The following is a 23,762-nucleotide window of genomic DNA, read 5'->3' on the forward strand; positions in this document are numbered from 1 at the left end:
CAGCTTCCAGCACTCAGAAAAGTTCTTTCCATTCTCTCCGAAGGAGGATCGCAAAAACACTGACCTACCTGCACGCACAGGGTGTGTCAGAGATGCAGCTTTCCGGACTCCATTAACAGGAACCACGCTACACGGGCGCCTTACGCAATGTACTGCGCATCGGGAACGTCGGTGATAAACATGTGCCCCGGCGCGTGTGTGAGCGCGAACGGTGGTCGCGAGGCCATGATCGCCGCCTGCGGGGTGACGCCGCAGGCCCAGAAGACGGGTACGTCGCCGTCGCGTAGCTCCGGTGGGTCTCCGAAATCGGGTGCGAAAATGTCCCCAATCCCCAGACCTACAGGATCGCCTATGTGAACCGGAGCTCCGTGGACGGCCGGGTAGCGTGCGGAGATGCGCACGGCGTCGGCAACCCGGTCAGCTGGAATCGGTCGCATGGATACCACCAGCTCGCCGGTCAGACGTCCCGCAGGTTCGCAAGCCCTGTTGGTGCGGTACATCGGCACATTGCGGCCGAGTACCTGGTGCCGGATCTCAATTCCCGCATCGACCAGCCCTGCCTCGAAGGTGAAGCTGCACCCGATGAGGAAGGATACAAGATCAGGATGTTCGACCCATGCCTGTGAAGCATCCGTCGTCTCCTCCACCAGTTCACCATCGCGCCAGATGCGGTAAGCGGGAATATCGGTGCGCAGGTCCGCTCCGGGGGCCATCTTCGGCTCGACCGCCCCGGCATCGAGCACTTCCAGGACCGGGCAGGGTTTGTCGTTACGCTGCGAGTAGAGCAGCACGTCATAAGCCCAATCCCGTGGCACAGCAATGAGGTTGGCCTGGACCAGCCCATGCGCAATACCACTAGTCGGTTCCATCACACCCGCGCGGTAGGAGGCCCGTGCCGAGCGCGCCTGTTCCAACTGGTTCGTCGTTGCCTTGATCATCATTTCTCCACCTCACCGATGCTCTGACCTGCTGTCGCATTCTCCCCGCTGGCAAGCCCGTGACGCAGTGTTCCACCGCGTGGCGCCTTTACCGGCACCTCCATCTTCATGGCCTCGAGAACCGCAACGGTGTCTCCCTCCTCCACTACTGTCCCGTCCTCCACCTTCCAGGTACGTAGTGTTCCCGCGAAGGGTGCAAGCACTGCGCCTGGTCCAGTGGACACAGGGTCAGACGAGGAAGCCAGTTCAGACGCGGTACCGACATTGCCTACCGGAGTGAGCTGTGAGAGTAACGCCAGCGGTAGTCCGATGGTGGCGCGACGTCCGTCAATTTCGATCGGCAGGCGCGTGATCGCGGACTGGCCGACGGAGATCTCCGCCGGCACCGGGAAATCAGCAGAGCACTCCTCCTCGATCCAGCGGGTGTGCACCGCAAAGCCCGCTCCCCCTGTTGCGGTGAAGGCCGGGTCCCCGACGACGAAACGATCGAAGGGAAGAACCGTGGCGACGCCCTCAATGTGGAACTCCCCAAGCGCTCGTCTGGCCCGCGCCAGCGCCTGCTCGCGGTCTCTACCCCAGATCACCAGTTTGGCGATAAGCGAATCAAAGGTCCCCGGAATGGTTTGTCCTGCCTCGTAGCCGGCATCGAGGCGCACGCCCTGGCCACTCGGGGCGTCGAAACGCTCAAGTAGTCCGGGCGTCGGGAGGTAACCAAGTGCCGGATCCTCCGCGTTGATGCGGAACTCGATGGCGTGGCCATACTGCGGCACCTCCTCGGGTACGGTCATGGGCAGGCCGGCGGCTATCGTGAACTGCTCCTGAACCAGATCAATGCCGGTGACTTCCTCAGTGACCGGGTGCTCAACCTGGAGTCGGGTATTCACCTCGAGGAATGACAGGGTGTTGTCCGAACCGAGCAGAAACTCCACGGTCGCAGCCCCGACATAGCCGGCTGCGCCACAAATGTCCGCCGCAGCCTGGTGAATGCGCTCACGAATTTCATCGGAGATGTAGGGTGCGGGTGCCTCCTCCACGAGCTTCTGATTGCGTCGCTGCAGCGAACAGTCGCGTGTGCCGAGCACAGCGATACGTCCCTGGCTGTCTCCCAGTACCTGTGCCTCAATATGGCGGGGGTGCTCGAGGAAGCGTTCGACCAGGCAGTCCCCCTGCCCGAAGGCGGTGACAGCTTCGCGGACCGCAGACTCAAAGGCGTCAGCGATGTCCTCACGGCGATGAACCATGCGGATACCGCGACCACCACCACCGTGCACCGCCTTGATCGCGATGGGCAAACCGTGGGTATCTGCGAAGTTCTCGATCTCCTCTGCATCACGTACGGGCTCGTTGGTACCCGGGACGAGAGGCGCTCCAACATCTGCAGCCAGGGCGCGGGCACGTGCCTTGTCGCCGAGAAGATCAATGGTGTCAGGGTTCGGGCCGATCCAGATCAGCCCCGCCGCAATCACGGCGCGGGCGAACTCGGAGCTTTCTGAAAGGAAACCGTAACCTGGGTGAACGGCATCGGCGCCGGACACACGCGCAACTTCGAGGAGCTTGTCAATGTTGAGGTAGGTATCACCGGGGGTCTCCCCGTGCAGCGCGTAGGCGTCATCAGCGGCCCGCACATGCAGGGCATCGATATCCGCGTCGGCGTACACAGCCACGGAACGCAGCCCCGCCTCACGTGCGGCACGTGCAACGCGCACACCGATCTCACCGCGGTTGGCGATCAGAACGGTGGTGATGGTTTTCGGTGGATTCATCAGCTTCTCGCTTTCGGCAGTGTGCACTCTTGGGCTTTCTTCGCATCCGATGTGTCCGGTACCACCGGACACCGGCGTATGGGGAATGAAACGGACCTTTGCATCGCTGGGCAGCTGTGCCGCGAGCTCGATGTCCTCCTCACACACGACACCGATGACCGGGTATCCGCCGGTTAGCGGGTGGTCGGCGAGGAAGATCACCGGCTGGCCATCAGGTGGGACCTGGAGGGAGCCGGTGGCCATGGCCTCGCTGGGCAGTTCACGCGACGAGTACTCCTCCGCCCGCACCAACGGCACACCGGCCAGGCGCACCCCCACGCGATCACTGCTGGGCGAGACGGTCCAGTCCTGGCGCCAGAGTCGTTCCGAACCGGTGGCATCGGGGCGTGCGAACCAATCATCACGCGGTCCGGCAATGACACGGAGCACGGTGGTTTGACCGGGCACCGGAAGCTTTCCGCGTGTGGGCACATAAGAAGCGGGCTTTTCGACGCCCATCTCACCGGCAAGGACGTTATCACCGGGTTCCAGTGGGGCGGGGCCGAGTCCGGCCAGGGTATCGCGTGAGGCACTGCCGAGAACAAGCTCTGTTGCCACTCCGCCCTTGATCGCCAGGACGCTGCGGCGCCCCCGGCTCGGCTCCTCAAGTGTTATCGATTCTCCTGCTTCCAGCTCAAAGGCGGTAGCGTAGGGGACCTCACGGGTGTCTGCTCCGCCCCTAATCAGACCTGCTCGCGGTGCGCCTGTGATGGCGAGGGTGGTCGTGGCAATCGCCTCGGCAGTGAACGCGCCCATGCCCAGCTCAAGGACTGCAGCGCCGCTCGAATTTCCTACCAGTGCGTTGGCACCGTCGAGTGCGCGGGGATCCGCACCGCCAGCGGCGCTGACACCCATTTCTGCGAATCCCGGTCGGCCATGATCCTGGATCAGAGTCTGCAGGCCAGGTTCGGTGACCTTGAGAACTGGCCGCCCCGCAACTTCTGGCAGGACTGCTGCTTCCTGGGACCGTGGTCTCGCTTCCGCACCCAGATCCACCCTTTCCCTCTCCACGACAAAGCGCACCTTCGATCCAGGGGTGAGAAGTGCCGGTTGCTCCCGGCTCAGATCCCACATGGCGCTGGTCGTGCGGCCAATGAGCTGCCATCCGCCCGGGCTCCGGCGCGGATAGACGCCGGAGAAGGAACCCGCCAGGCCGACTGATCCGGCGTCGATACGCGGACGCGGGGTTGAGCGCCGTGGCACGTTGAGTGCCGGGTCGCCGCCGGACAGGTAGGCGAAACCCGGGGCAAAACCAGTGAAGGCAACCGTATAGTCGGTGCCGGTGTGACGGGCAATGACCTGATCAATACTCATGTTCAGCAGACCTGCGACTTCTGCCAGGTCGCCGCCGTCATAGAGAACGGGGACCACCGTCGCAGCTGTGTCAGCTGCGCCTGAGCTCACGCGCTCCCCTTTGGCAAGGACCTCCGGCAGCTTGTCGGACAAAGCGCGCGGATCACGGGCCTCACCGCCACGAATCATGACCGTTTCTGCGGCAGGAACCAATTCTGCCACCTCAAGTCGGCCGTCCTGCCTGGCCACGGTCAGCGCAGCGAGTACCTCCAGCGCGCTGTCCAAATCACCACAATCGAGCAGGACTGCGTCACTTCCGACGGCGCGCAACTGCACCTGCGGGCTCATCGCTGCCCCACAAAGGATCGAAGGGACACTCCGGCACCGACCAGATGCTCGCGAACCGCGATCGCCATCTGTACAGCGCCATCACTGTCCCCGTGCACGCATATGGATTCCGCATCGAGTCGAACCTCACTGCCGTCGCGCGCGGTGACTGTGCCCTCCTTCACCAGTGTCAGCATCCGCGCCGCCACCTCGGCGGGATCGTGGAGTACCGCACCGGCTTCACGGCGCGACACCAGCAGACCACTGGGCTCATAGGCGCGATCGGCGAATGCCTCGGCAACCGGGCGCAGTCCCGCGTCTCGTGCTTGTTCTATAAGTTGCGAAGCCGCGAGACAAACTAGTGGGAGCTCGGGATTTACCACTTGCAATGCGCGTATCACCGCAGCCGCCTGACGTTCATCACGGGCAATGGTGTTGTACAGGGCGCCATGAGGTTTGACGTAGCTGACCGTCGTACCCGCGGCCTTCGCTAACGCCGCCAATGCGCCGATCTGATAGATGACATCTGCTTCGAGCTCGGAAGCGGAGAGATTCATCTCACGACGCCCGAAACCGGAGAGGTCAGGATAGGCGACGTGGGCGCCGACAGTCACTCCACATTCTGCCGCCTCTTTCAGGGTTTCCAACACCGAACGGGGATCACCCGCATGAAAACCACAAGCGACATTTGCGCTGGTAACAATGCCGAGCATGGCTTTGTCATCGCCCATGCGCCAGGCGCCGTAGTTTTCGCCGAGATCACTGTTGAGGTCAATGTACATTCTCTTTTCCTCCGTTTGTCGGTTTGTCGCCATCTTGTCAGTCCTGTTCGTCGATCACACACCGAGGAAGGCGAAGATCTTCACGAAGGAGACAACACCCATGTACCAGGTGAGAACCGTTACCAGTGAACCGAGGCCGAGCAGCCAATAAGGAACCTGATGACCGTGCAGGAGGTCCTTGCGGAACCAGGCGATGTACATAAACACTGTAAAGCCGATGGGCAGGATCAGTCCGTTGAATCCACCTGCGAATACGAGCAGTGCCGCCGGCGCCGTGCCGACCACCAGGTAGGCGGAGAGACCGACGATGATGAACACCACCGTCACCAGGCCCCGGCGACGCTGGTCGAGTTTGGAGCTGAAGACCGTCATGAATGACACCGAGGTGAAAGCCGCTCCGATCACACTGGAGATACCTGCTGCCCACAGGACCAGACCGAAAGCACGCATTCCCCACTCGCCTGCAGCTGCGTGAAAGGCATCACCGGCGGGGTTGCCCGCGACGTCGAGGGTGACACCGCTTGTGGTCACACCGAGGAAGGCCAGGAAGAGGATATAGCGCATGATCCCGGTAACACCGATTCCCATGAACGCTGACTTGGTAACCTGCTTGACATGCTCGGGTCCCGCGGTATTGGAATCAAGTAGTTTGTGGGCACCCGCGTAGGTGATGTATCCACCGACGGTGCCACCGACGATGGTGGTGATCATCGCGAAGTCGATGGTGTCAGGCAGGAACGTCTGGTGCAGTGCGGTACCCACGGGCGGGTTGGCGATGATCGCAACGATTATGGTGAGGCCGATCATGAGCAGACCAAGGATGATCATCACTCTGTCCATTAGAAGACCGGCACGGTGAGATAGGAAGATCGCGATGGCGAGAACTGCGCTGATAAGTCCGCCGATCTTCGGGTTGAGGCCCAGCATGGCATTCAATCCAAGTCCGGCGCCTGCGATATTGCCGATATTGAACACCAACCCACCGATGATCACGAGCACCGAAAGAACGTAACCGCTGAACGGTACTGCTGCGTTGGCCAGTTCCGCTGCTCGCTTGCCTGAAACCGTGATGATCTGCCAGACATTGGCCTGGACCACGAAATCGATCACGATCGACGCCAGAATGCCGAAGGCGAACGCAGCACCCATGGTTTGAGTGAAGGTTGCCGTTTGCGTGATAAATCCGGGACCGATGGCCGAAGTCGCCATCATGAAGATCGCACCGATCAATGAAGCCCTGCGGGCCTTGGTGAAACTTTTCGCATCCTGCTTGGGTGCCGAGGTCATAGCCTGCGCCCCGTCCAGTTCGCCGTGTAGCTGTTTGCTCATGTCAGTTCCTTTCAGCGTTACTTTGCGGGGTCCCGCACTGCGGGGTGATTTGGAGCATAGTCGGATATCCTCAGCAAAAAAAGACTCTACTTGAACAATCCCGGATTTTTGTTGAACAAATAGAACTTTTGACTGAACAGACCTGGCGAAATCACCGAGGCATTTGGCACCGATTCGTGGGGTCAGCGCTATGCTGATCAGATGGATTCCCGGGCTCTTCCCAGTGACAGACCGCAGGCCAAAGGGCCGATTCCAGTGCCGCTCGCCGATGAAACGATGACGCATCTGCGAAATAGGATCATCGACGGCACTCTGACCCCTGGGGCGCGGCTTCGCGAGGCGGAACTGGCCGACCAGCTCGGAGTTTCACGTAACACTCTGCGCGAAGCATTTCGCATGCTCAGCCACGAGGGCCTCATCACCCAGGTCCCCTACAGCGGTGCCTATGTGACCACCCCGACCCTGACCTCAATCATCGACCTGTACCGTGTCCGACGCATGATCGAGTGCCAGGCGATAAGGCAGGCCTTTCCCAAACACCCTGCGGTCGCCGACATGCGTTCGGCAGTGGAGAGGGCGGAAAAAGCCAGGTCAGAGGATGATTGGAAAATGGTGGGTACCACCAACATCGCCTTTCACGACGCCATCATCGCGCTGGCAGATAGTCCGCGATTGACCAGGATCTTTACCTTTCTTTCCGCAGAAATGCGACTCGTATTCGGGCTTGTCGACGACCCCGAGTACCTGCACGCTCCATTCCTCGACCTCAACCGCGAAGTACTGGAGCTTGTCGAATCAGGTGAGACTGAAGAAGCCGCCAGCGTATTGGACACTTACCTGGTCCGCGCAGAACGTCTGCTTCTTGCCGCCTATGAACGCACTCCCATGGGGAGCGGAGAGTAGCATCCCACCTGGGGCGCACGAGTTGAATCGTCACGGGCTTCCTGCCGCCCTCCACCGGGGCAGGAAAGCCCGTGTCGCCCCGCTATCAGCCCGCGTCGGTGAGATCCCGGCATGCTGAACCACACCGATCAGCCCCGATACCGCGCCCGCACTTTTCAGTTCCCACACCGCCTGCGGATGTCTCGGATCGGCACTGATGGCCTCCTGGTGGCCTCCGAGTAGACCCGGAGAGGTGACGGACACGCTTGCCACCGAGCCCCGGCTCAACGGTCTGGTCGGCGGCGCGGGTGAGTGCCGCTTCTGGTCGCGTGTTCGAAACGGTGGTCCTATTCATCTGTGGAGGTGTGGGCGCAGAATCTGGTGGTATTTTTTCTCAAAGGTGGCTCGATTGCTTCCGGGAGATGTGGCGATCCTCCGGATTGAGCCACGATCGGAGCCTTCCTCCGACGCGATTGCCAGCGCCCTTGCCTCTCCGAGCTCGTAGTACATGCTTTGCAAGGGCAGGAGTTGCCTTTTCAGTACCGGAGAGTTGGGATGTTGGGTGTTTGAGAAACCGGGGTCAGGTTTCTGATTGCGGCCGGAGCAGGACCTCTCGGATCGTGCCGTGATGGACGACGGAAACGGCCCGCATCTCAGGGGCGAAATCTCCCGCTGTTGCAATCCACTGATCAACGGATTACCGCGACCGCTCCCGAAAGCCGAGGAAATAGGAATACACGGAGCCCCCGCCGACGTGGGGAAACTGGCGGGGGCTTGGTCCGGCGGCTACTGGCTGGCCTTGTTCTCCTCGACTGCCGGTGTCGATGCGGAGTGTCCGCCGTTGATCTCGATCTTCTTCGGGGCGGCGATCTCCTGGAAGGGTACCGTCACCTTCAGCACGCCCTTGTCGAAGTCGGCGGTGATACCGGCTTCATCGCTGCGCTCGGGCAGCTGGATCCGACGGTAGAAACTCGATGAGGATTCCCGCACCAGGTACTTGCGGTCATCGTCTGGTTCGGTGTTCTTCCGCTGGGCCCTGATCACCAGGGCGCCGTCATCCACCTGGATTTCGATGTCATCATCGGAGAAATTCGGTAGGTGCGCCTCGACGACAAGGCGCTTATCGTCCTCCGTGTACACATCCGTGGTCGGAAGTGATGCGGCGCGGGCGCTGTCGGTAAAGAAATCGTCTCCGAGGAAACGCTGCTGGATGGCGCGGAGCTCAGCGAAAGGATCGAAACGAACGGGTGTTGCCATGATTGGCCTCCTGTGGATTCACAATGTGGGGCTGTATGTGAATGGACTTGATCCGTGGAACCCGTGCCCCACTCCCGGGACCCAAGAACCAATTGTAGGAAGGTGACATGGAGCTGTAAAGGGGTTTCAACCACACTGTTTGGTAATTCGGGCCACATATGGTAGAAACCCGACCATCCAGGGTGGGTGGTCGGGGTGGTGGGCGTCGTCAGGCAGCGGCCGGGTGATCAGGGCTACCGCTCCGGCGTGACCGCCGTGTAGAGGTCGGTGCGCAGGGTTGCGGGGTCCGCGTCGGGGGTGGGCTCGGTGACATAGACCTCCCAGTAGGGCATCGCCTGCCTGACGTCGTCGAGGGATGTGATGAATCGTGACCACGCCTCCCCCAGTCCCCCGTAGCCGCCGAAATAGCTAGTCCGGGCAACGGGACCGGCCGGCAACGTGGAGTTGCACAGAATCACCCCACCCTCGGTGTGCACCTCCCCGGTCAAGGGTCCGTCCACCGGAATGCCGACCTCGAATGTCAGGGTGTCACCGGGAATGGAGTGATACACGGCAACGGCAGGGCCCACGGGGGTGATCTGCCGGGCCGCGAGCGCCGGGAAGAGCGCCGCGAAGGTGGAGTCGAAGGCCGCGGACATTTCGGCGAAGGGATGGTCGGGGAACCTGGCGACGACGAGTGGTACGGGTTCGGCCTCGAGGATCTCGGACCCGACGGTCGGTGGACCAAGAAGATAGCTACTCATGGTGTTCTCCTCGAAAGGATTGATTCCCGGCCGGAGCCCGGATGCGGTCGGTGGTCTCGGTAATGCCCTGTGAACGACCAGCCTACCCATGCCCGGTGGTGCCCGCCTCCCCGGAAACGGAAGGTGAAGGCCACCCCGACCGGCGGCCGCCACGCCCGCCGCACCGGGTCTGTGATCGAAATCGATCAACCGGCCGAAGGCCCAGTCGCGGTCGGTGAGCATGCGCGCGACCACCAGGCCGGCGCCGATGGCGATAACACTGAGCACCGCGGTCACCGCGTTGGATATGGCCACATCCATGTCACCGGTGTTGAGGTAGTACACGGTGCGGTACATCGCGGTCCCCGGGATCATGATCACGGCGGCCGGAACCGTCATGGTGATCCGCGGCAGACGGGCGGGTTTGGCCATCGCCGCGCCGAGCAGACCCACCGCCAGGGCCCCGACAAACACCGAGAACTGCTGCGGCAACCCCAGTGCCAGCAGCCCCAGGCGCAGGACATTGGCCACGGTGCCGATGAGCACCGCGATGGTGACCATCCGCCTGGAGGAATTGAAGAGGAAGGCGAATCCGCCGATGCCCATCGCGGTTCCCAGCGCAGCGGTGATGAACCACGCGACGTCTGCCTCCCCCGGGCCCGGTGGCAGCGGATTCAGGCCGGTGATCCACGACACGGTGCCCACCGACATCGTCGCCGTGGCGATCACCAGGCAGGCGTAGGTCAGCCTCGACAGGCCCGCGGTGATGTCAAAACGACTCAGATCCAGAATCGCGGAGAACAGCGGGAATCCCGGGATGAGGAACAAAGCGGCCGCGACGTAGCCGGCGGACAGGGATCCGGGATCCACCACGCCCATCGCCGACAGCGCCACCGAGATCCCGTAGTAGGACAGGCATGCGGCGAGACCGGCCATGGCGACGGTGCCCAGTTGGTTGAGGTGGCGGTGACCGAGGATGAAGCGGAGCGTCTGGCCCGACGCCGCGGAAACCGCGACCACGGCGGCCTCCGTCGCGGAATAGTGGTTGAGCAGCGCGAATCCGGCACAGGCGAGACCGGCGGCCAGCGCGAGAATCCACCAGGACCACCGCTTGCGCACGTTCTCCTCGATGCGGTCGAGGTAGGCATTGAGCTCCTCGGCGGTCATCGGCCGATCGATGCTGTGGGTGAAGTGCTCGATCGCCTCGATCCGGGAGGCGTCGACGGCGGGGTTGTGCTGATTGGCCACCACGGTGCGGAAACGCTCGCCGCGGTGGAAGGTGCAGGTGATGGTGTTGACCGAGACGATGACGTCGAGGTCATCGAACCCCAGGGACCTGGCGGCGCGCTTCATCGCGCGCATCACCCGGTATCCCCCGGTGCCCGCGCCCATGAGCATCATGCCCAGCCGGAGGACGGCATCTGCCTCGACGCCCATCCGCCGCTGGTCCTCCACCATTTCCAGGAGCTTCTTGGCCTCAGGCTCTTTTCCAGCAGCGGTATCCTCCACGAGAACCCTCCAAAATGTCCGAACCTGCCCGATCAAAAAACAAGACTACTCCGCCGGGGAGCCCGGGTCACCCCAATTTGGAGCACACCCGGCATTCAGCGCGCCCCGCCGAAGACCTCGAAATCAAAGTGCACCCGACTCACCCCTCCGTCCGCACCGAAACCCCACCACCCGGAGTACCCTCCGTCACCCCAGCCGCTCAGGCAGAAGAAGGCATCGTTCGAACGGGCAAGCAGGGAGGGTGACCCTCAAAGTCCGCGACACGGTCTCACGGGGTGATGGGTGTCATCGAGCCAGGCGTGGCCCTGATCGCGGGACAGGTAGCGCCAGTCCGGGCGTGCGGGGAGGAGGCGGTCGACAGCTCCGGCACCGCACACCATCACCGCTCCCCCGTCGACGTCCACGTCGACGTCCACGTCGGTGTCGAGGTCGCGGGTGGCGGTGGCGTCGTGAAGCGAGATGAACCGGGCCAGCACACTGAGGTACCCGAACCTGAGGTGCCCGATGTCGGCCACGGTGGCCGACACCGTTCAGGCGCCGGAGGGCATCTGAGGAACGCAGCCGGGGCCGGCCATCATGAAGGGGTCGATCACAATGAGGCGACCGGAAGTGATCCTCTCGAGCGTGATCATTATCACCGGAGACCCGCGGTCGACCTCCGGACAGTGGGCTGAGTTTCGGGGCAGGGTGCGCACGCTTATCCCTCCCGTTTGTTCTCTAATCAAAACAATAGGGGCCGCAGTGTGACTCCGCCGCGCTTCCAGACCCGCGACGGCACCGGAAAGGTGGATCCTTTCCCGCACCCCCGGATCCCGATACGGAGTCCACCAGCCATGGCTCCCCGGTGAATCCCCGGTGGCCCCGATAGCCATGGCTCCCCGGTGAATCCCCGGTGGCCCCGATACCCCCACCGTGAATCTAACTCCCCCCGTTTCCTTGACAGACCGCTTTGTCCAGTGTTGCCTTGAGTACGCAATCGGTCTGCCTTTCACCCTCTCCCTGGAGCCCCGGATGAAGAGGAACGCGGTACACGCGGTAGGCATGACCACCTCGACGGCAGTGGAATCACCACTGGGCGGTAACGAGGAAAACCGGGGCAGTCCTTCAATGCACACCCGGTGTTCCCGCATACCCGGACGCCGGGGTGGTGCCGGTTGTCGTGCCTCCTAGCCGGGATCGCACGTTCGGCTCACAATCAGAAGGACTTCAACCAAGTGACTTCTCAGTTTTCCTCCACCATTACGGGCGTGCCGCGAATCGGCCCGCACCGTGAACTGAAATTCGCCCTCGAGGGTTACTGGTCCGGTGAACGCACCGGCGATGAACTCAGCGAGACCGCGACGCGCCTCGGAGATGAGTACGCGGACACGCTGCTTGCCTCCGGCATCGATTCGGTTCCGAGCGGTGGCCGCAGCTACTACGACTCCATGCTCGATGCCTCCGCGCTTCTCGGGGTCCTGCCCCGGCGCGTCCGGACCATTCCCGACCATGGGGGTGACGGTCTTCCCGCCCACATCGACCGCTACTTCGCCACGGCCCGCGGCACCGATGAGCTGCCGGCGAGCGCCATGACCAAATGGTTCGACACCAACTACCACTACCTGGTCCCGGAACTGGACGCGGATACGCGGTTCACCCTGGACGATGCCGCACTGCTCGGGGATCTGCAGGAACAGCTTCGCCGCGGGGTCCCGGTGCGTGCCGTGCTGGTCGGACCGCTGACCTATCTTTCCCTGGCGCGCACCACCGACGGCTCGGATCCCCTCGACCATCTGGAGGCGCTCTTCGACACCTACGCCGAACTCCTGCCGAAACTGCCGACCGGATGGGTGCAGTTCGACGAGCCCTCCCTGGTCACGGACGTTCCCGAGGCTGTCCTCGACCGCGTGCGCTCGGGCTACCTCAAGCTGGCGCAGGCGCCGGTACGGCTGATGGTGAGCACCTATTTCGGTGCCGGCGACCAGGCGCTGCGCACCCTCTGCGGAATCGGCCTCGACGCAATCGGAGTGGATCTGGTCACCGCGGGCAGGACCGCCCTGGAGGCGTGGACAGGTGAGGAACTGCTGGTCGCGGGGATCGTCGATGGCCGCAACGTCTGGCGCACCGACCTCTGCGTCGCCCTTGCCACCCTGCGCGGTCTCGCCGCACGCGGCCCGGTCGCGGTCAGCACCTCCTGTTCCCTGCTCCACGTCCCCTACAGCCTGGACCCTGAAACCACGCTCGACGATGAGCTGCGGAGCTGGCTCGCATTCGGCCAGGAGAAGATCACCGAGGTCGCGGCGCTCGCCCGCGCCCTCGCGGGCGATACGGACCAGGAGCTTTTCGACGCCGCCTCCTCCGCACTCGCCGCACGGTCGACCTCCTCCCGCACCCACGGGGACACCCGAGCCGTTACCGCGAAGGATCGCGTACGCGAGGACTTCGTCGCGCGTCGTCACGCTCAGGAACAGGCCCTCGGCCTGCCTCCGTTGCCGACCACCACCATCGGCTCCTTCCCGCAGACCAGGGAGATTCGGGCGGCGCGCACCCGGCTGCGACGCGGTGAGATCTCGGCCGCCACCTATGAAGCGGCGATGGAGGCGGAGATCGCGGAGGTCATCGCGCGCCAGGAGGCGCTGGGCCTGGATGTGCTCGTCCACGGGGAGCCGGAGCGCAATGACATGGTGCAGTACTTCGCGGAGCTTCTCGACGGCTACCACACCACCGAGTACGGCTGGGTGCAGAGCTACGGCTCGCGCTGCGTGCGTCCGCCCATCCTCTACGGCGATGTCACCAGACCCGAGCCGATGACGGTGCGCTGGTTCACCTATGCCCAGTCGCTGAGCGACCGGCCCGTCAAGGGCATGCTCACCGGTCCCGTGACCATGCTCGCGTGGTCCTTTGTCCGCGATGACCAGCCGCTGTCGGTCACCGCCGACCAGATCGCCCTGGCACTGCGCGATGAGATCGCGGATCTCATCGCCGCCGGGGCGAAGATCATCCAGGTCGATGAACCCGCCATCCGCGAGCTGCTTCCCCTCCGTCTGGCCGATCGTCCGGCCTACACCGAGTGGGCGGTCGGGGCCTTCCGTCTGGCCACCGCCGGCGCCCCCAGCGGGGTCCAGATACACACCCACATGTGCTACTCGCAGTTCAATGAACTCATTGAATCAATCATCGACCTCGATGCCGATGTCACCACCATCGAGGCCGCACGCTCGGATATGACAGTTCTGAGCGCCCTGAGATCCTCCGGCTTCCAACTCGGCGTCGGCCCGGGCGTGTGGGACATCCATTCCCCGCGTGTGCCCTCCCTCGAGGAGGTGCGCGGACTGCTCGACGCCGCCCTGGAATCCGTCGACCCGCGGCAGTTGTGGGTCAATCCGGACTGCGGATTGAAAACGCGTGGCTGGGAGGAGACGAACGCGGCGCTTGGGATCCTGGTCCGGGCTGCCGTCCAGGCGCGGGCGGCGCTGTCGGCACGGTAGGTTGCGGTTGGCTGCGGTAGGTTGCGGGGGCCGGTCACTGCGCACGGAAGCGGGAGACCGCGACCCATCCCGCAACCAGGGGAACCAGGGTGAGAAGGATGGCATTGCCCATGCTCGCGCCATAGGAGTGGCCGGCCGGTCCCATCTGCATCACGGCCCCCAGTGAGGCCGCACCCAGCACCGCGCCGACCTGGCGGGAGGTGTTGTAGACACCGGATGCGGACCCGACGAGATCGGCGGGCACGTCTCGCAGCGAGATCGTGGAATTCGGGGCCCAGCATGCCGCGTTGGCCACGCCCAGCAGAAGAATGGCGATCATCAGCCAGCCGGGTTCGGCCCCCAGGTGCATCAGGACGCCGAATACCGTCACCGCCGCGAGCATCGAGGCGAAGCCGATCCTGGAGATCAGCCCTGGGGCGACACGGTCGGTGAGTCGGCCGATGAGCGGCGAGATGATCACCGAGAGCACCCCCATCGGAACCAGCATCAGTCCCGCCTGTTCCACGGGGACTCCCTGTCCCACCTGGAGATAGAGCATGATCGGGAGGTTGATGGAATAGACAGTGAAGCCGAGCCCGAACACCGCGATGATGCCGAGGGAGAAGTTGCGGGTGTTGAAAAGTCTCAAGGGAACCAGCGGGGCACCCGACGTCCGCTGCATCCGGATGAACAGGGTGAAGGCGGCGATGCCGATCCCGAGACTCAGCCACACCACCGCATTCCACCCCAGTTCAGGGCCCTGCTGAAGAGCCGAGACGATACCGAGGACCGCGATCAGGCTGACCAGTCCGGAGAGATAGTCGATGCGCCCGGTCCCAGGGGGAAGGTGCGGGATGTAGCGGGCGACCATGACCAGCGACAGCACCCCGAGGGGAACGTAGACAAAGAACACCGCCCGCCATCCCAGTCCCCCCACCAGAAATCCCCCGATGACGGGGCCGAAGAGACCTGCGGAGGAGGCGACCGCGCTCCACACACCGGTTGCCGCTCCCCGTCTGCTGTGCGCGAAGATGCGGTGGATGATACTCAGCGGCTGGGGGTTCAACAGGGAACCGCCCAATCCCTGCACCGCGCGGGCAACGATCAGCCACTCGATCGACGGGGCGAGCACACACGCCAGGGCGGCAGCGGTGAAGATGGACATGCCGAGCAGGTAGATGCTGCGCTGGCCGTACCTGTCGCCCAGGCGGCCGGTGATCAGCAGCGGGACCGCGAAGGTCAGGAGATAGATCGCGGAGACCCACACCGCCTGGTTGAGGCTGGCGCCGAGATCCTCCCGGATGCTGGGGAGCGCGACCGCCACCAGCGACTGATCCAGCAGCGTGAGAAACAGACCCACGCTCAGGGCACCGAGTGCCCTCCACGCCCTGGGTTCCGGGATCGGCGCGGGTGTACTCATGCGGTGCCCTGCTGCTGCGCCGAGGGCAGGGTCTCCCGCCCGAGGAACCAGTAGGCGGCGGCGCACAGGCCGATGGCGCCGCATAGGAGGAAGCCGTAGTGGAATCCCAGCGACTGTGCGATCATTCCGACCAGGATGGGTCCGGTGATCGCCCCGAAGTCCTGCGCCATCTGAAAATTGGCCAGGATGCGGCCGCCGGGCCGACCGCTTCCGATGACGTCGCCGAGCACGGCCTGCTGGCTGGGATTCATCAGGCCGGCGCCCACGCCGGCCATGGCCGAGAGTGCGATGAGCAGCCAGAACTGATCAGCAAATCCCAGGGACGCGGTGAACACCGAATTGATCACCAGACCGCTGATAATCAGCGGTTTGCGCCCGTGGGTGTCCGAGAGCGTGCCCGAGAGTTGCAGGCAGATGGCATTGCCAGCGGCGAAGGCCGCCATGGCGAAGCCCGCGGCCGCGCCACCGTTATCAAAGACCGCGGCGACGAACAGGGGCAGCGTGGCCACCCTGACCCCGAAGTTCGACCATCCGTTGGCAAAGGCCCCCACCAGAGCACTGCGGTAGGCGGAATCGCGGATGGTCTCACGGAAGTGCAGGGGTTCGACCTGCCGCGTCGTCCCGGTGCTCAGCGGGGCGTCGGTTCTGGGCATCCGCCACCACACCACGAGCGCGGCCAGCGCGACCGAGGCACCGTAGATGGCGAAGGGAGGGCGCATCCCGAGGGCGGACATCGCCGCACCGAGGACGGGTCCGATGATGCTGCCGAAAAGGAAGGCGGAGGCATAGACCGAGGAGCAGCGGCCACGGATCTCGGCGGGGGCCATCCTCACGATCAGCCCCATTGCGGAGACAGTGAACATCGTCGATCCCACCCCCGCGAGCGCCCGCAGCAGCAGCACCTGCCAGTAGTCCTGGGCGAGGGCGACCAGGCCCGTGGTCACCGCCACGGTGGCCAGGCCGGTCAGATATACCTTCCGCGACCCGATCCGATCGATCAGCCGCCCGGACACCGGCGCGAACAGCAGTCTCGTCCCGGCGAACACCGAGACGACGGCGCTCGCCGCGGCCAGACTGACGTCGAAGGTCACCACGAACTGCGGGAGGATCGGCGCGATCAGTCCGTATCCCAGCGCGATGATGAAGGCCGCGGCGACAAGAACCCAGATCTGTTCGGGCACCCTCTGCCTGACGACGCCCCCGGCGACCGTCCCACCCACCGCAGCGGCTGCACCGCTGGCATTTTGTTGTCTATTCACCATTTCGCATTCAAGGCTAGACGCACGCGGGGTTTAAATCCACCTGACCAGCACCTCACCGCATTATTCGAACAAATTTTCCATACTGCACACCTGTGTGTCCACCCCGCGTTCTACCGTGTGCACCATGATCACCCACCGAAACCCCTTCAGGCCCCAACCCAGCAGCACCGACTACGCCGAGCATCTCCATGAGGTCTTCCCCACTGTGCTCTCGGACGTGGGATCCATGATGCGCCACCCGCGTTCCCTCGCCCGACCCATACCCACCTGGCGTCCACCGAGGATCCAGCTTCCACCACTTCCGGGAACGGATCCGCTCTCCCTCACCCTGTCACGCCACTGCGTGGGCAGGGAGACCCGGGATCTGCTCACGGCCTCCGGCGGCGAAGGCGAGCCCGCGTACCTGATCACCGTCAGACTGAGCAATGCCGATGGCTACCGCGTCTCCGCGCCCCTCGCCGAGGGATGGGTGCGCGCACTTCTCACGGGACAGAACATCACCTCCGTCCACGAGCTCAGGGATGAAGCGACACCGACATTCTGCTGGCTCGTCGATTCCCACTTTCTCCCCGTCCCCTCGCCCGCGTCGCTGTTTCAGGGGCGGGCCAGGGCGGCCTGATCCCTCGGCGGTCTACTCCGCGCCCTCGCCGTCCTCGTCGCCGTCTATGTAGTCGCCCTCATCGTCGGAATCATCGTCATCGTCATCATCGTCGGAATCATCGACGTATAGGTCGTAGACATCCGGCTCGTCAAACTCCTCATCATCGAAGGGGACGAGCTGCTCCTCCCAGTCCTCGGCCTGGTCGTCGGCAAGTGAAAGGACATCGAACAGCAGATCAAAATCGGTGAAGGTTCCCAGATCGAGCACCTCCTCGGTGGCGAACTCGAGTTCCGAGGTCAGGTTCGCGAACATGCGCTGGCGATCCTCCTCGGACAGCACCGCATCCCCGTCGGACTCCCAGAGTTCCTCGATGGCCTGATCCACCAGATCCTCGAAGGATTCGCCGACGGCAACGAAACTGACGGCGGCCGTGGGTACACCGTTCTCTACCTCGACCAGGACCTGCAGCTCGGAATTCTGGGCGACCGCTGCGCGAACGAGGTTGGCGTTGATGCCATCCTGGTAGAACTCAAGGTCCTCGATGCGCTCATCGGTGCCCTCGAGCAGGTCGCGCAGCACCGTGACCACCTGGTCGGTGGCCACGTGCTTCGCCACGGCTGCCACCGCATCTTCGACGGAGAACACCACCGAGACCAGAACGGCCTCGAAGTCCTCATCATCTTCATCAACGTTCGCGGCGGCGATGTAGACATTTGCCGCGGGTAGGAGGGAATCGATCTCGACGAACTGGATCTCCAGGTCAGAAGTGATCGGAACGAACATTGTGTCGCCATTGACGCGCGACTCGATACCGTCATTGTCGAGAGCGGCTGCGATGTCCTCGAAAAAGCTCATGTTCGGTGAAGACCTTCCTCTGGGGTTGTGCCGGGGACTGCCCCGCGGACACTGTCGACCAGCCTAGCGCCGCATCCCGCGCGGTGCCGGGCGATTCACACCTTCGCCGGACAGGACAGACACATCCCCGCACTGGGCGAGTGGAAAATCATGCAACAGCTGGCGCGCCGCAGGTGCCCGGAGGCGTCGAAGCGCACGGCCGGCGCCGTGTGGCGGGTGTTCAGGCCGTCGACAAGCTCGGTTGCCACGGTGGCCGCGAGATCCTCCTCGAAGGCCTCCTCCCCTGCCTGCACCGCGGCCATCGCCAGGCAGTCGGCGGCCACCGCCCACAGCGGGGCCGGGCGCAGATCGGTGAGCGCGCACAACGTGTCCACCACCCCGCTCATCGACGCCCCGAACGCCATCCCGCTGCCCCGGTAGTCGCCGGGAGAACGGCGGGCGGTGGTGGAGAAGCCGAACCAGAAGTCATCTACCCGGTGCAGCATACCCTCCCCGATATCAAGGCTGGGGACTTCATCGAACTCGACCATCACGGTCACCGAGGGGGCAACGAGCGCATTGCACAGACTGTAGAACCACAACTGGCCCGCATGCTTGGGCTGGCGCAGCTGAAAGATCCGCTGCCCCGCGCCGATTGCGGCAATCACCGTGGAGGGTTCGCTGAGGGTCTCCAGGTCGATCGGCTGCGAATCGGCTCGCGGAACCAGGGTGTCGGCGAACCGCGGATACTGCGCGAGAAGCTGCGCGAAGACACTCATCCCCGACTGCCGAACGTCTGCATCCGGCTCATCAAGCGCATCTCCGGGACCGTGTCATCTTCCTTCTCCAGGAAGTCGAGTTCACTGGCGAGGTCGGGGCGACCGGTCCCCCACTCGAGCATGTCGTAGTTCTCCCAGGCGCGTCGCTTCGCCTGCTTCGGATCCCAGACCATGCGGCTGTGGTTGTCGATGACAAACGTCCCGAAGCCCGGCTCATCATCGGTGCGCGACCGGTACGCACGCCATTCTGCACCCGGGCGACCCCCATGAATGAACTCGCGCCAATGATGCTGGACCAGATCCGTGATCTCGGACAGGTTGTCCGCACCGCCCCCTATCTTGCTCAGGTTCATGCTCCGCGAGGAATCATGGTCGCCGAAGACCGCATTGAGCTCGAAGGAATGGATCGCACCGAGACCGATCCGCCTCATCGAATCCGGGGCGTAGTCGAAGCGGTACATCCAGGTCGGCTCGTGGAGGGAATGGGCCTGGGCGAGCCGGACCGAGGGCGCCCAGAACAACGCATCGGCCAGCAGCTCGGCGAAATCCGAACGGTTCTCGGCATCATCGTAAGCGGCGAGGACACCTTCGGCGTTCTCCGGATCAAAGACCTGGAGCATGCGCAGCGCGGCCCGCTTCCTGGCGGAGTTGCGCAGGTAGAAGGCCTTGGAAAAGGATGTCTCATCAGAATTGGTACCGATGATCAGTGGCACCCGCGCCTGCTTCCCCTGCTCAAACATCGTCAGCGGATGATCGGGCAGCAGCGTCCCGTCGACCGTCGGGCCGTAGCAGGAGTTCAGCTGCAGAAGCTCCCCCGTGCGCCACATCATGGACTGACCCGCGCGCACCAGATCATCTGCGGATTCCTGGCGGAGCTCGTCCAGCGTCGTCTCCCTGGGCAGTGCCATGCGATACACCAGCTCCCGAGCCCACAGCTTGGACTGCGTGTGGGAATGCACCGAGGCGACCGGGGTGGACTGCGCCACCGCGCGATGAAAAAGCCCCTGTGCGGCGGGTACGCACATCAGGGAAATCACCGCCGCGGCCCCCGCCGACTCCCCCATCAGGGTCACGTTGGAGGGATCGCCACCGAAGTTCTCGATATTGTCGTGGACCCAGCGCAGCGCCAGCAGCTGATCATGAAGGGCGGGATTGGCAACACAGTCCCCGCCAAGTGAACGCAGATCGAGGTAACCCAGCGCACCCAGCCGGAAATTGACCGAGACGTACACCACGTCCATGGTCCTGACCAGGTTGTACCCCCGCAGCGCCTTCTCATGGGAGGAACCCATGATGTAGGAACCGCCGTGCAGGTACACCACGACAGGCAACTGTTCATCTGAGTCGGGGCGCACGATGTCCAGGTTCAGGCAGTCCTCCGAACCCCGCACCTTGTCCGTCCAGGAGTAGGTCGGTTGGACCGCGGGGTCGCCGAACACCGAGCACTCCCGGATGCCCTGCCACTTCTTCACCGGTCGCGGCGCGCGGAAGCGATACTTGCCGCCGGTGCGACGGCCGAAGGGGATTCCCCGCCAGGTGCGCAGGCCCGGGCCGCGCACGCCGCGAACAAAGCCTATCGACGTCGGCACCACCATCTCATCCGCAAGCACCGAGCCCGACGCACTGTTAGCGGGTCCCCTCGAGTCCCCCGGAGTCCACGCCGAACCATTCATGGATTCCAGGCTAGGCCGGATCGCCGGGCCGGGCAACGATTGCGGGAAGGGTCACTCAACCCCCTGCCCGCACACAGAAGGCACACCGACCACTGACAGGATGTGGACAACCGGGTCAGAGTTTCAGCCACCAGCACCAATCCGGGCCCGGTTCCAGAGTTCACCCCACCCATCCACACTCAGGCCCCCACACCGCCCGGACACCGTGCTTCTCGACGCCCAACCCCCTGCCCGCACACAGAAGGCACACCGACCACTGACAGGATGTGGACAACCGGGTCAAAGTTTCAGCCACCAGCACCAATCCGGGCCCGGTTCCAGAGTTCACCCCACCCATCCACACTCAGCCGCCCGGACACCGTGCTTCTCGACGCCCACCCGTCACCACGCCCGCCCCTTGGCTGAATAGCGCGTTGCGGGGAAGGGACGATACAGGCGTGAGGCACTTTCGTGAATTTCCTTGATCTTGCGCACAGCAGAACCGTCGAGATAGTTCGTGGAATCAACGCGGAAAACGAGAAGGCCCTCCCGCGACAGCCTCTCGTGGCGCTGGATTTCGTGGCGCAGGGCAAGCTCCGGGCTCCATCCATCCTGGCCATGGCGTTTTCCCTGGCCGTCATATTCGATGACCATGCTGATGTGCTCGAAGAGGAAGTCGACACGGGCGATGGCGTCGCGCATTTCATTGCGGATTTCCACCTGTTGCAGCGGCGCCGGCAGTCCCGCCCGGAACAGGCACGCCTTGAGATGGGATTCCCGCGGGCTTTCGGAGCAGGTGTTGCTCAGCGCCACCGCCTGACCGATCGCGGCGATCGCGTGCACACCCTTCATGTGTCCCGCCTCTCGTCGCAGGTCGGCCGGGGTGAACAGCCTGCGGTTTATACCGTCCTCCATCATCCCCACCGCCTCGGGCAGCGGATGCCAGCGGGCGATGTCCAGGGTGGTCCGCAGCGCTGAGGAGACCCGGAACCCTCCCCAGGGGGATGCCCGATCGATGAAGTGGCCGGGAAGTTCGGGAGCCGTGCCACGGGTGAGCACCGCACCGGTTTTATCCGCCCCTTTCCTTCGCCCCAGCTCGACCGGGATTGCCTCCATCCGGAACTCGAAGGGAAATCCGTGGAGGAACGCCGCCGCCCTCCCGACAACGGGCATCCCTCGTGCCCGGGCCACCGCGATGATGCGAAGGCGGTTCTGCTCCTTCTTGTTCATGCCGCGGTACACCCCGGCATCGACGTATACCCCGGCACCGATGCGGGCAATTGTCCCCCGGCGCACCGCGCTGGACAGTCTCTGATGATCGGACCTGCTCATCCCCCGCGAGTAGATGACGGGTCCCCCAACCTGCGTCATGCACAAGATGACATCATGATCGCGTCACGTCCGCAACACTTAACCGGAACATGTGTGTAAATTTGCTTCTATGGTTAACCAGGTCGACAGGGACACAATCCTGTGCATTTCTCTTGCTGCCCGCCCATCGAATCACGGTGTGCGTTTCCACAATTGGCTGTATCAGGAACTGGGGTTGAACTACCTGTACAAAGCGGTCGCACCGGCCGACATCACGGCCGCCGTCGCCGGCATCCGCGGCCTGAACATCAGGGGCGCGGGGGTGTCCATGCCGTACAAGGAGGATGTCATCCCGCTTATCGACGAACTGGACCCCAGCGCACGGCGCATCCGTTCGGTCAACACCATCGTCAATGACGATGGCACACTCAAGGGCTACAACACCGACTACACCGCCGTGAAACACCTGCTTGAGGCTCACCGGATTGACGCCGCCACGCCGGTTGCGGTGCGCGGGTCCGGCGGGATGGCCAACGCCGTCGTCGCGGCCCTCGCCGATTACGGCCTGCAGGGAACGGTGGTGGCACGCAATCACACCACGGGCGCCGCGCTGGCGAACCGCTTCGGTTGGGAGTACTCGGCGGAGGTGCCGGAGAGTGCCCGATTGCTGGTCAATGTCACGCCCCTGGGAATGAATGGACCCGACAGCGATGTTGTATCTTTCGGCGAGGATGAAATCGCCCGCGCCGATGTCATCTTCGATTGTGTTGCCTTCCCGGTCGAGACGCCGCTGATCAGGGCGGCCAGGTCCCTGGGGAAGGAGATCATCGACGGCGGCGAGGTAGCCGCACTCCAGGCCGCCGAGCAGTTCGAGCTCTACACCGGCGTCCGCCCCTCCGACGAGCAGATTGCAGCCGCGGAGGTATACGCCAAACCATAGGAGGCACGCCCATGAGCAGCAGAGAAGCGAACAGGCAGCTGGTTGCCGCCCTGGACAGGGCCGTGCAGATCCAGTCGGGCGTGATCGAGGGTTATGTGCGGCGGCTGCGTCGCAAGCATCCGGAGGCCAGCCCCGCCGAGCTCCAGAATCTGATTGACAAGCATTTCATGAGGGCCGTGTCCGGTACGGGAGCCGGGGTCGGCATGGCCGCGGCGGTTCCGGGGATCGGATTCTTCACAGGCGCACTGGCGATCGGTGCGGAATCAGCGGTCTTTCTCGATGCCGTGGCACTGTACACCGCCGCTTCGGCGCATCTGCGCGGTGTTGACATCGGCGATCCCGAGCGCCGGAGGGCCCTGATCCTGGTGGTTCTCCTGGGTGCCGCAGGCACCGCCCTGGTGGATCCGGGGGCGCGGCGGCGGGGGGTGCCGGCGGTGGCGTCGATAAGCAGGTTCAGCACCAAACGCCTCGTTGAGGTCAACGGCCGCCTGCTGCGCATGGCCCTGCGGCGTTTCCGTTTCACCTGGTTGGGCAAAATCATGCCACTGGGTATTGGCGCGGTGCTGGGTCTGATGGCCAACCGCAGGCTGGCCCGGCGCGCACTGCGCAACACCTACGAATCCCTCGGCCCCCTCTGAGACACTGACGTCCACTCGAAGTCGAAGAAAGGACTCAC

17 protein-coding genes and 1 pseudogene are annotated in these 23,762 nt (G+C 63.9%); 5 read left to right on the forward strand and 13 right to left on the reverse strand.

Going from position 1 to position 23,762, the window contains the following annotated elements:
• Positions 1-140: 140 nt before the first annotated feature.
• Genes B7E02_RS09750 through B7E02_RS09765 form a run of 4 tightly spaced genes read right to left on the reverse strand, consistent with a single transcriptional unit; the run spans position 141 to position 6,471 of the window.
• Complete coding sequence (locus B7E02_RS09750) at positions 141-938, reverse strand: putative hydro-lyase (protein ID WP_218672396.1); 798 nt, start codon at positions 936-938, stop codon at positions 141-143.
• Entirely contained in the window at positions 938-4,381 is a 3,444-nt protein-coding gene (locus B7E02_RS09755; RefSeq protein WP_080795514.1) for an ATP-binding protein, read from the reverse strand. Before B7E02_RS09755 ends, B7E02_RS09750 begins: the two co-directional genes overlap by 1 nt.
• Positions 4,378-5,142: a LamB/YcsF family protein gene (locus B7E02_RS09760; RefSeq protein ID WP_080795517.1), complete on the reverse strand. Its 765-nt coding sequence runs from the start codon at positions 5,140-5,142 to the stop codon at positions 4,378-4,380. The genes B7E02_RS09755 and B7E02_RS09760 overlap by 4 nt, the downstream gene beginning before the upstream one ends.
• 54 nt (positions 5,143-5,196) lie before the next feature.
• The gene (locus tag B7E02_RS09765) at positions 5,197-6,471 is read right to left on the reverse strand and encodes an NRAMP family divalent metal transporter (protein WP_218672387.1); all 1,275 of its coding nucleotides are present in this window, start codon (positions 6,469-6,471) and stop codon (positions 5,197-5,199) included.
• A gap of 201 nt (positions 6,472-6,672) precedes the next feature.
• Between B7E02_RS09765 and B7E02_RS09770 the strand changes: the two genes are divergently transcribed.
• Positions 6,673-7,374 carry a GntR family transcriptional regulator gene (locus tag B7E02_RS09770; protein WP_080795520.1) on the forward strand — a complete coding sequence of 234 codons (702 nt, stop codon included), beginning with the start codon at positions 6,673-6,675 and terminating at the stop codon, positions 7,372-7,374.
• 765 nt (positions 7,375-8,139) lie between these two features.
• Here B7E02_RS09770 and B7E02_RS09775 read toward each other — a convergent pair.
• The 3 genes and pseudogenes from B7E02_RS09775 to B7E02_RS09785 form a co-directional block, all read right to left on the reverse strand.
• The gene (locus tag B7E02_RS09775; RefSeq protein ID WP_080795522.1) at positions 8,140-8,610 is read right to left on the reverse strand and encodes an Hsp20/alpha crystallin family protein; all 471 of its coding nucleotides are present in this window, start codon (positions 8,608-8,610) and stop codon (positions 8,140-8,142) included.
• Between the two features lie 917 nt (positions 8,611-9,527).
• Positions 9,528-10,769 (reverse strand): annotated as a pseudogene (locus B7E02_RS09780) (threonine/serine exporter family protein); the annotation flags it as partial.
• 320 nt (positions 10,770-11,089) lie between these two features.
• Positions 11,090-11,368: a hypothetical protein gene (locus tag B7E02_RS09785; protein ID WP_080795524.1), complete on the reverse strand. Its 279-nt coding sequence runs from the start codon at positions 11,366-11,368 to the stop codon at positions 11,090-11,092.
• 687 nt (positions 11,369-12,055) lie between these two features.
• Here B7E02_RS09785 and metE point away from each other — a divergent pair.
• Positions 12,056-14,308: a 5-methyltetrahydropteroyltriglutamate--homocysteine S-methyltransferase gene (gene metE, locus B7E02_RS09790; RefSeq protein WP_080795527.1), complete on the forward strand. Its 2,253-nt coding sequence runs from the start codon at positions 12,056-12,058 to the stop codon at positions 14,306-14,308.
• Positions 14,309-14,342: 34 nt separating this feature from the next.
• Here the strand turns inward: metE and B7E02_RS09795 are convergent, their stop codons facing one another.
• On the reverse strand, positions 14,343-15,707 hold the full coding sequence (locus tag B7E02_RS09795; RefSeq protein WP_080795530.1) for a DHA2 family efflux MFS transporter permease subunit: 1,365 nt from the start codon (positions 15,705-15,707) through the stop codon (positions 14,343-14,345).
• Positions 15,704-16,969, reverse strand: coding sequence for an MFS transporter (locus B7E02_RS09800; protein WP_080795532.1), 1,266 nt, complete (start codon positions 16,967-16,969; stop codon positions 15,704-15,706). The genes B7E02_RS09795 and B7E02_RS09800 overlap by 4 nt, the downstream gene beginning before the upstream one ends.
• A gap of 124 nt (positions 16,970-17,093) precedes the next feature.
• On the opposite strand from B7E02_RS09800, the gene B7E02_RS09805 reads away from it, so the two are divergent.
• The gene (locus B7E02_RS09805; protein ID WP_080795535.1) at positions 17,094-17,588 is read left to right on the forward strand and encodes a hypothetical protein; all 495 of its coding nucleotides are present in this window, start codon (positions 17,094-17,096) and stop codon (positions 17,586-17,588) included.
• Positions 17,589-17,600: 12 nt separating this feature from the next.
• Here the strand turns inward: B7E02_RS09805 and B7E02_RS09810 are convergent, their stop codons facing one another.
• The 4 genes from B7E02_RS09810 to B7E02_RS09825 form a co-directional block, all read right to left on the reverse strand.
• A complete protein-coding gene (locus tag B7E02_RS09810) occupies positions 17,601-18,425 on the reverse strand; it encodes a hypothetical protein (RefSeq protein ID WP_080795537.1) in 825 nt (274 codons plus the stop codon).
• Between the two features lie 95 nt (positions 18,426-18,520).
• Positions 18,521-19,183, reverse strand: a complete 663-nt coding sequence (locus B7E02_RS09815) for a (2Fe-2S)-binding protein (protein WP_080795540.1) — start codon at positions 19,181-19,183, stop codon at positions 18,521-18,523.
• Positions 19,180-20,856, reverse strand: a complete 1,677-nt coding sequence (locus B7E02_RS09820) for a carboxylesterase/lipase family protein (RefSeq protein WP_080795543.1) — start codon at positions 20,854-20,856, stop codon at positions 19,180-19,182. The genes B7E02_RS09815 and B7E02_RS09820 overlap by 4 nt, the downstream gene beginning before the upstream one ends.
• Positions 20,857-21,237: 381 nt before the next feature.
• Positions 21,238-22,167: a cysteine hydrolase gene (locus B7E02_RS09825; RefSeq protein WP_143336726.1), complete on the reverse strand. Its 930-nt coding sequence runs from the start codon at positions 22,165-22,167 to the stop codon at positions 21,238-21,240.
• A gap of 109 nt (positions 22,168-22,276) precedes the next feature.
• Here B7E02_RS09825 and B7E02_RS09830 point away from each other — a divergent pair, with 109 nt between their 5' ends.
• A complete protein-coding gene (locus B7E02_RS09830) occupies positions 22,277-23,086 on the forward strand; it encodes a shikimate 5-dehydrogenase (protein WP_080795549.1) in 810 nt (269 codons plus the stop codon).
• 11 nt (positions 23,087-23,097) lie between these two features.
• The gene (locus B7E02_RS09835; protein ID WP_080795550.1) at positions 23,098-23,724 is read left to right on the forward strand and encodes a hypothetical protein; all 627 of its coding nucleotides are present in this window, start codon (positions 23,098-23,100) and stop codon (positions 23,722-23,724) included.
• The last annotated feature ends 38 nt before the right edge of the window (positions 23,725-23,762 follow it).

Source organism: Corynebacterium pacaense, assembly GCF_900169525.1.
Classification (GTDB): domain Bacteria; phylum Actinomycetota; class Actinomycetes; order Mycobacteriales; family Mycobacteriaceae; genus Corynebacterium; species Corynebacterium pacaense.

Coding starts and splice junctions, on each gene's coding strand:
- B7E02_RS09750 (WP_218672396.1), bottom strand. CDS start 938: ATGATCAAGGCAACGACGAACCAGTTGGAACAGGCGCGCTCGGCACGG.
- B7E02_RS09755 (WP_080795514.1), bottom strand. CDS start 4,381: ATGAGCCCGCAGGTGCAGTTGCGCGCCGTCGGAAGTGACGCAGTCCTG.
- B7E02_RS09760 (WP_080795517.1), bottom strand. CDS start 5,142: ATGTACATTGACCTCAACAGTGATCTCGGCGAAAACTACGGCGCCTGG.
- B7E02_RS09765 (WP_218672387.1), bottom strand. CDS start 6,471: ATGAGCAAACAGCTACACGGCGAACTGGACGGGGCGCAGGCTATGACC.
- B7E02_RS09770 (WP_080795520.1), top strand. CDS start 6,673: ATGGATTCCCGGGCTCTTCCCAGTGACAGACCGCAGGCCAAAGGGCCG.
- B7E02_RS09775 (WP_080795522.1), bottom strand. CDS start 8,610: ATGGCAACACCCGTTCGTTTCGATCCTTTCGCTGAGCTCCGCGCCATC.
- B7E02_RS09795 (WP_080795530.1), bottom strand. CDS start 15,707: ATGAGTACACCCGCGCCGATCCCGGAACCCAGGGCGTGGAGGGCACTC.
- B7E02_RS09800 (WP_080795532.1), bottom strand. CDS start 16,969: ATGGTGAATAGACAACAAAATGCCAGCGGTGCAGCCGCTGCGGTGGGT.
- B7E02_RS09805 (WP_080795535.1), top strand. CDS start 17,094: ATGATCACCCACCGAAACCCCTTCAGGCCCCAACCCAGCAGCACCGAC.
- B7E02_RS09810 (WP_080795537.1), bottom strand. CDS start 18,425: ATGAGCTTTTTCGAGGACATCGCAGCCGCTCTCGACAATGACGGTATC.
- B7E02_RS09815 (WP_080795540.1), bottom strand. CDS start 19,183: ATGAGTGTCTTCGCGCAGCTTCTCGCGCAGTATCCGCGGTTCGCCGAC.
- B7E02_RS09820 (WP_080795543.1), bottom strand. CDS start 20,856: ATGAATGGTTCGGCGTGGACTCCGGGGGACTCGAGGGGACCCGCTAAC.
- B7E02_RS09825 (WP_143336726.1), bottom strand. CDS start 22,167: ATGAGCAGGTCCGATCATCAGAGACTGTCCAGCGCGGTGCGCCGGGGG.
- B7E02_RS09830 (WP_080795549.1), top strand. CDS start 22,277: ATGGTTAACCAGGTCGACAGGGACACAATCCTGTGCATTTCTCTTGCT.
- B7E02_RS09835 (WP_080795550.1), top strand. CDS start 23,098: ATGAGCAGCAGAGAAGCGAACAGGCAGCTGGTTGCCGCCCTGGACAGG.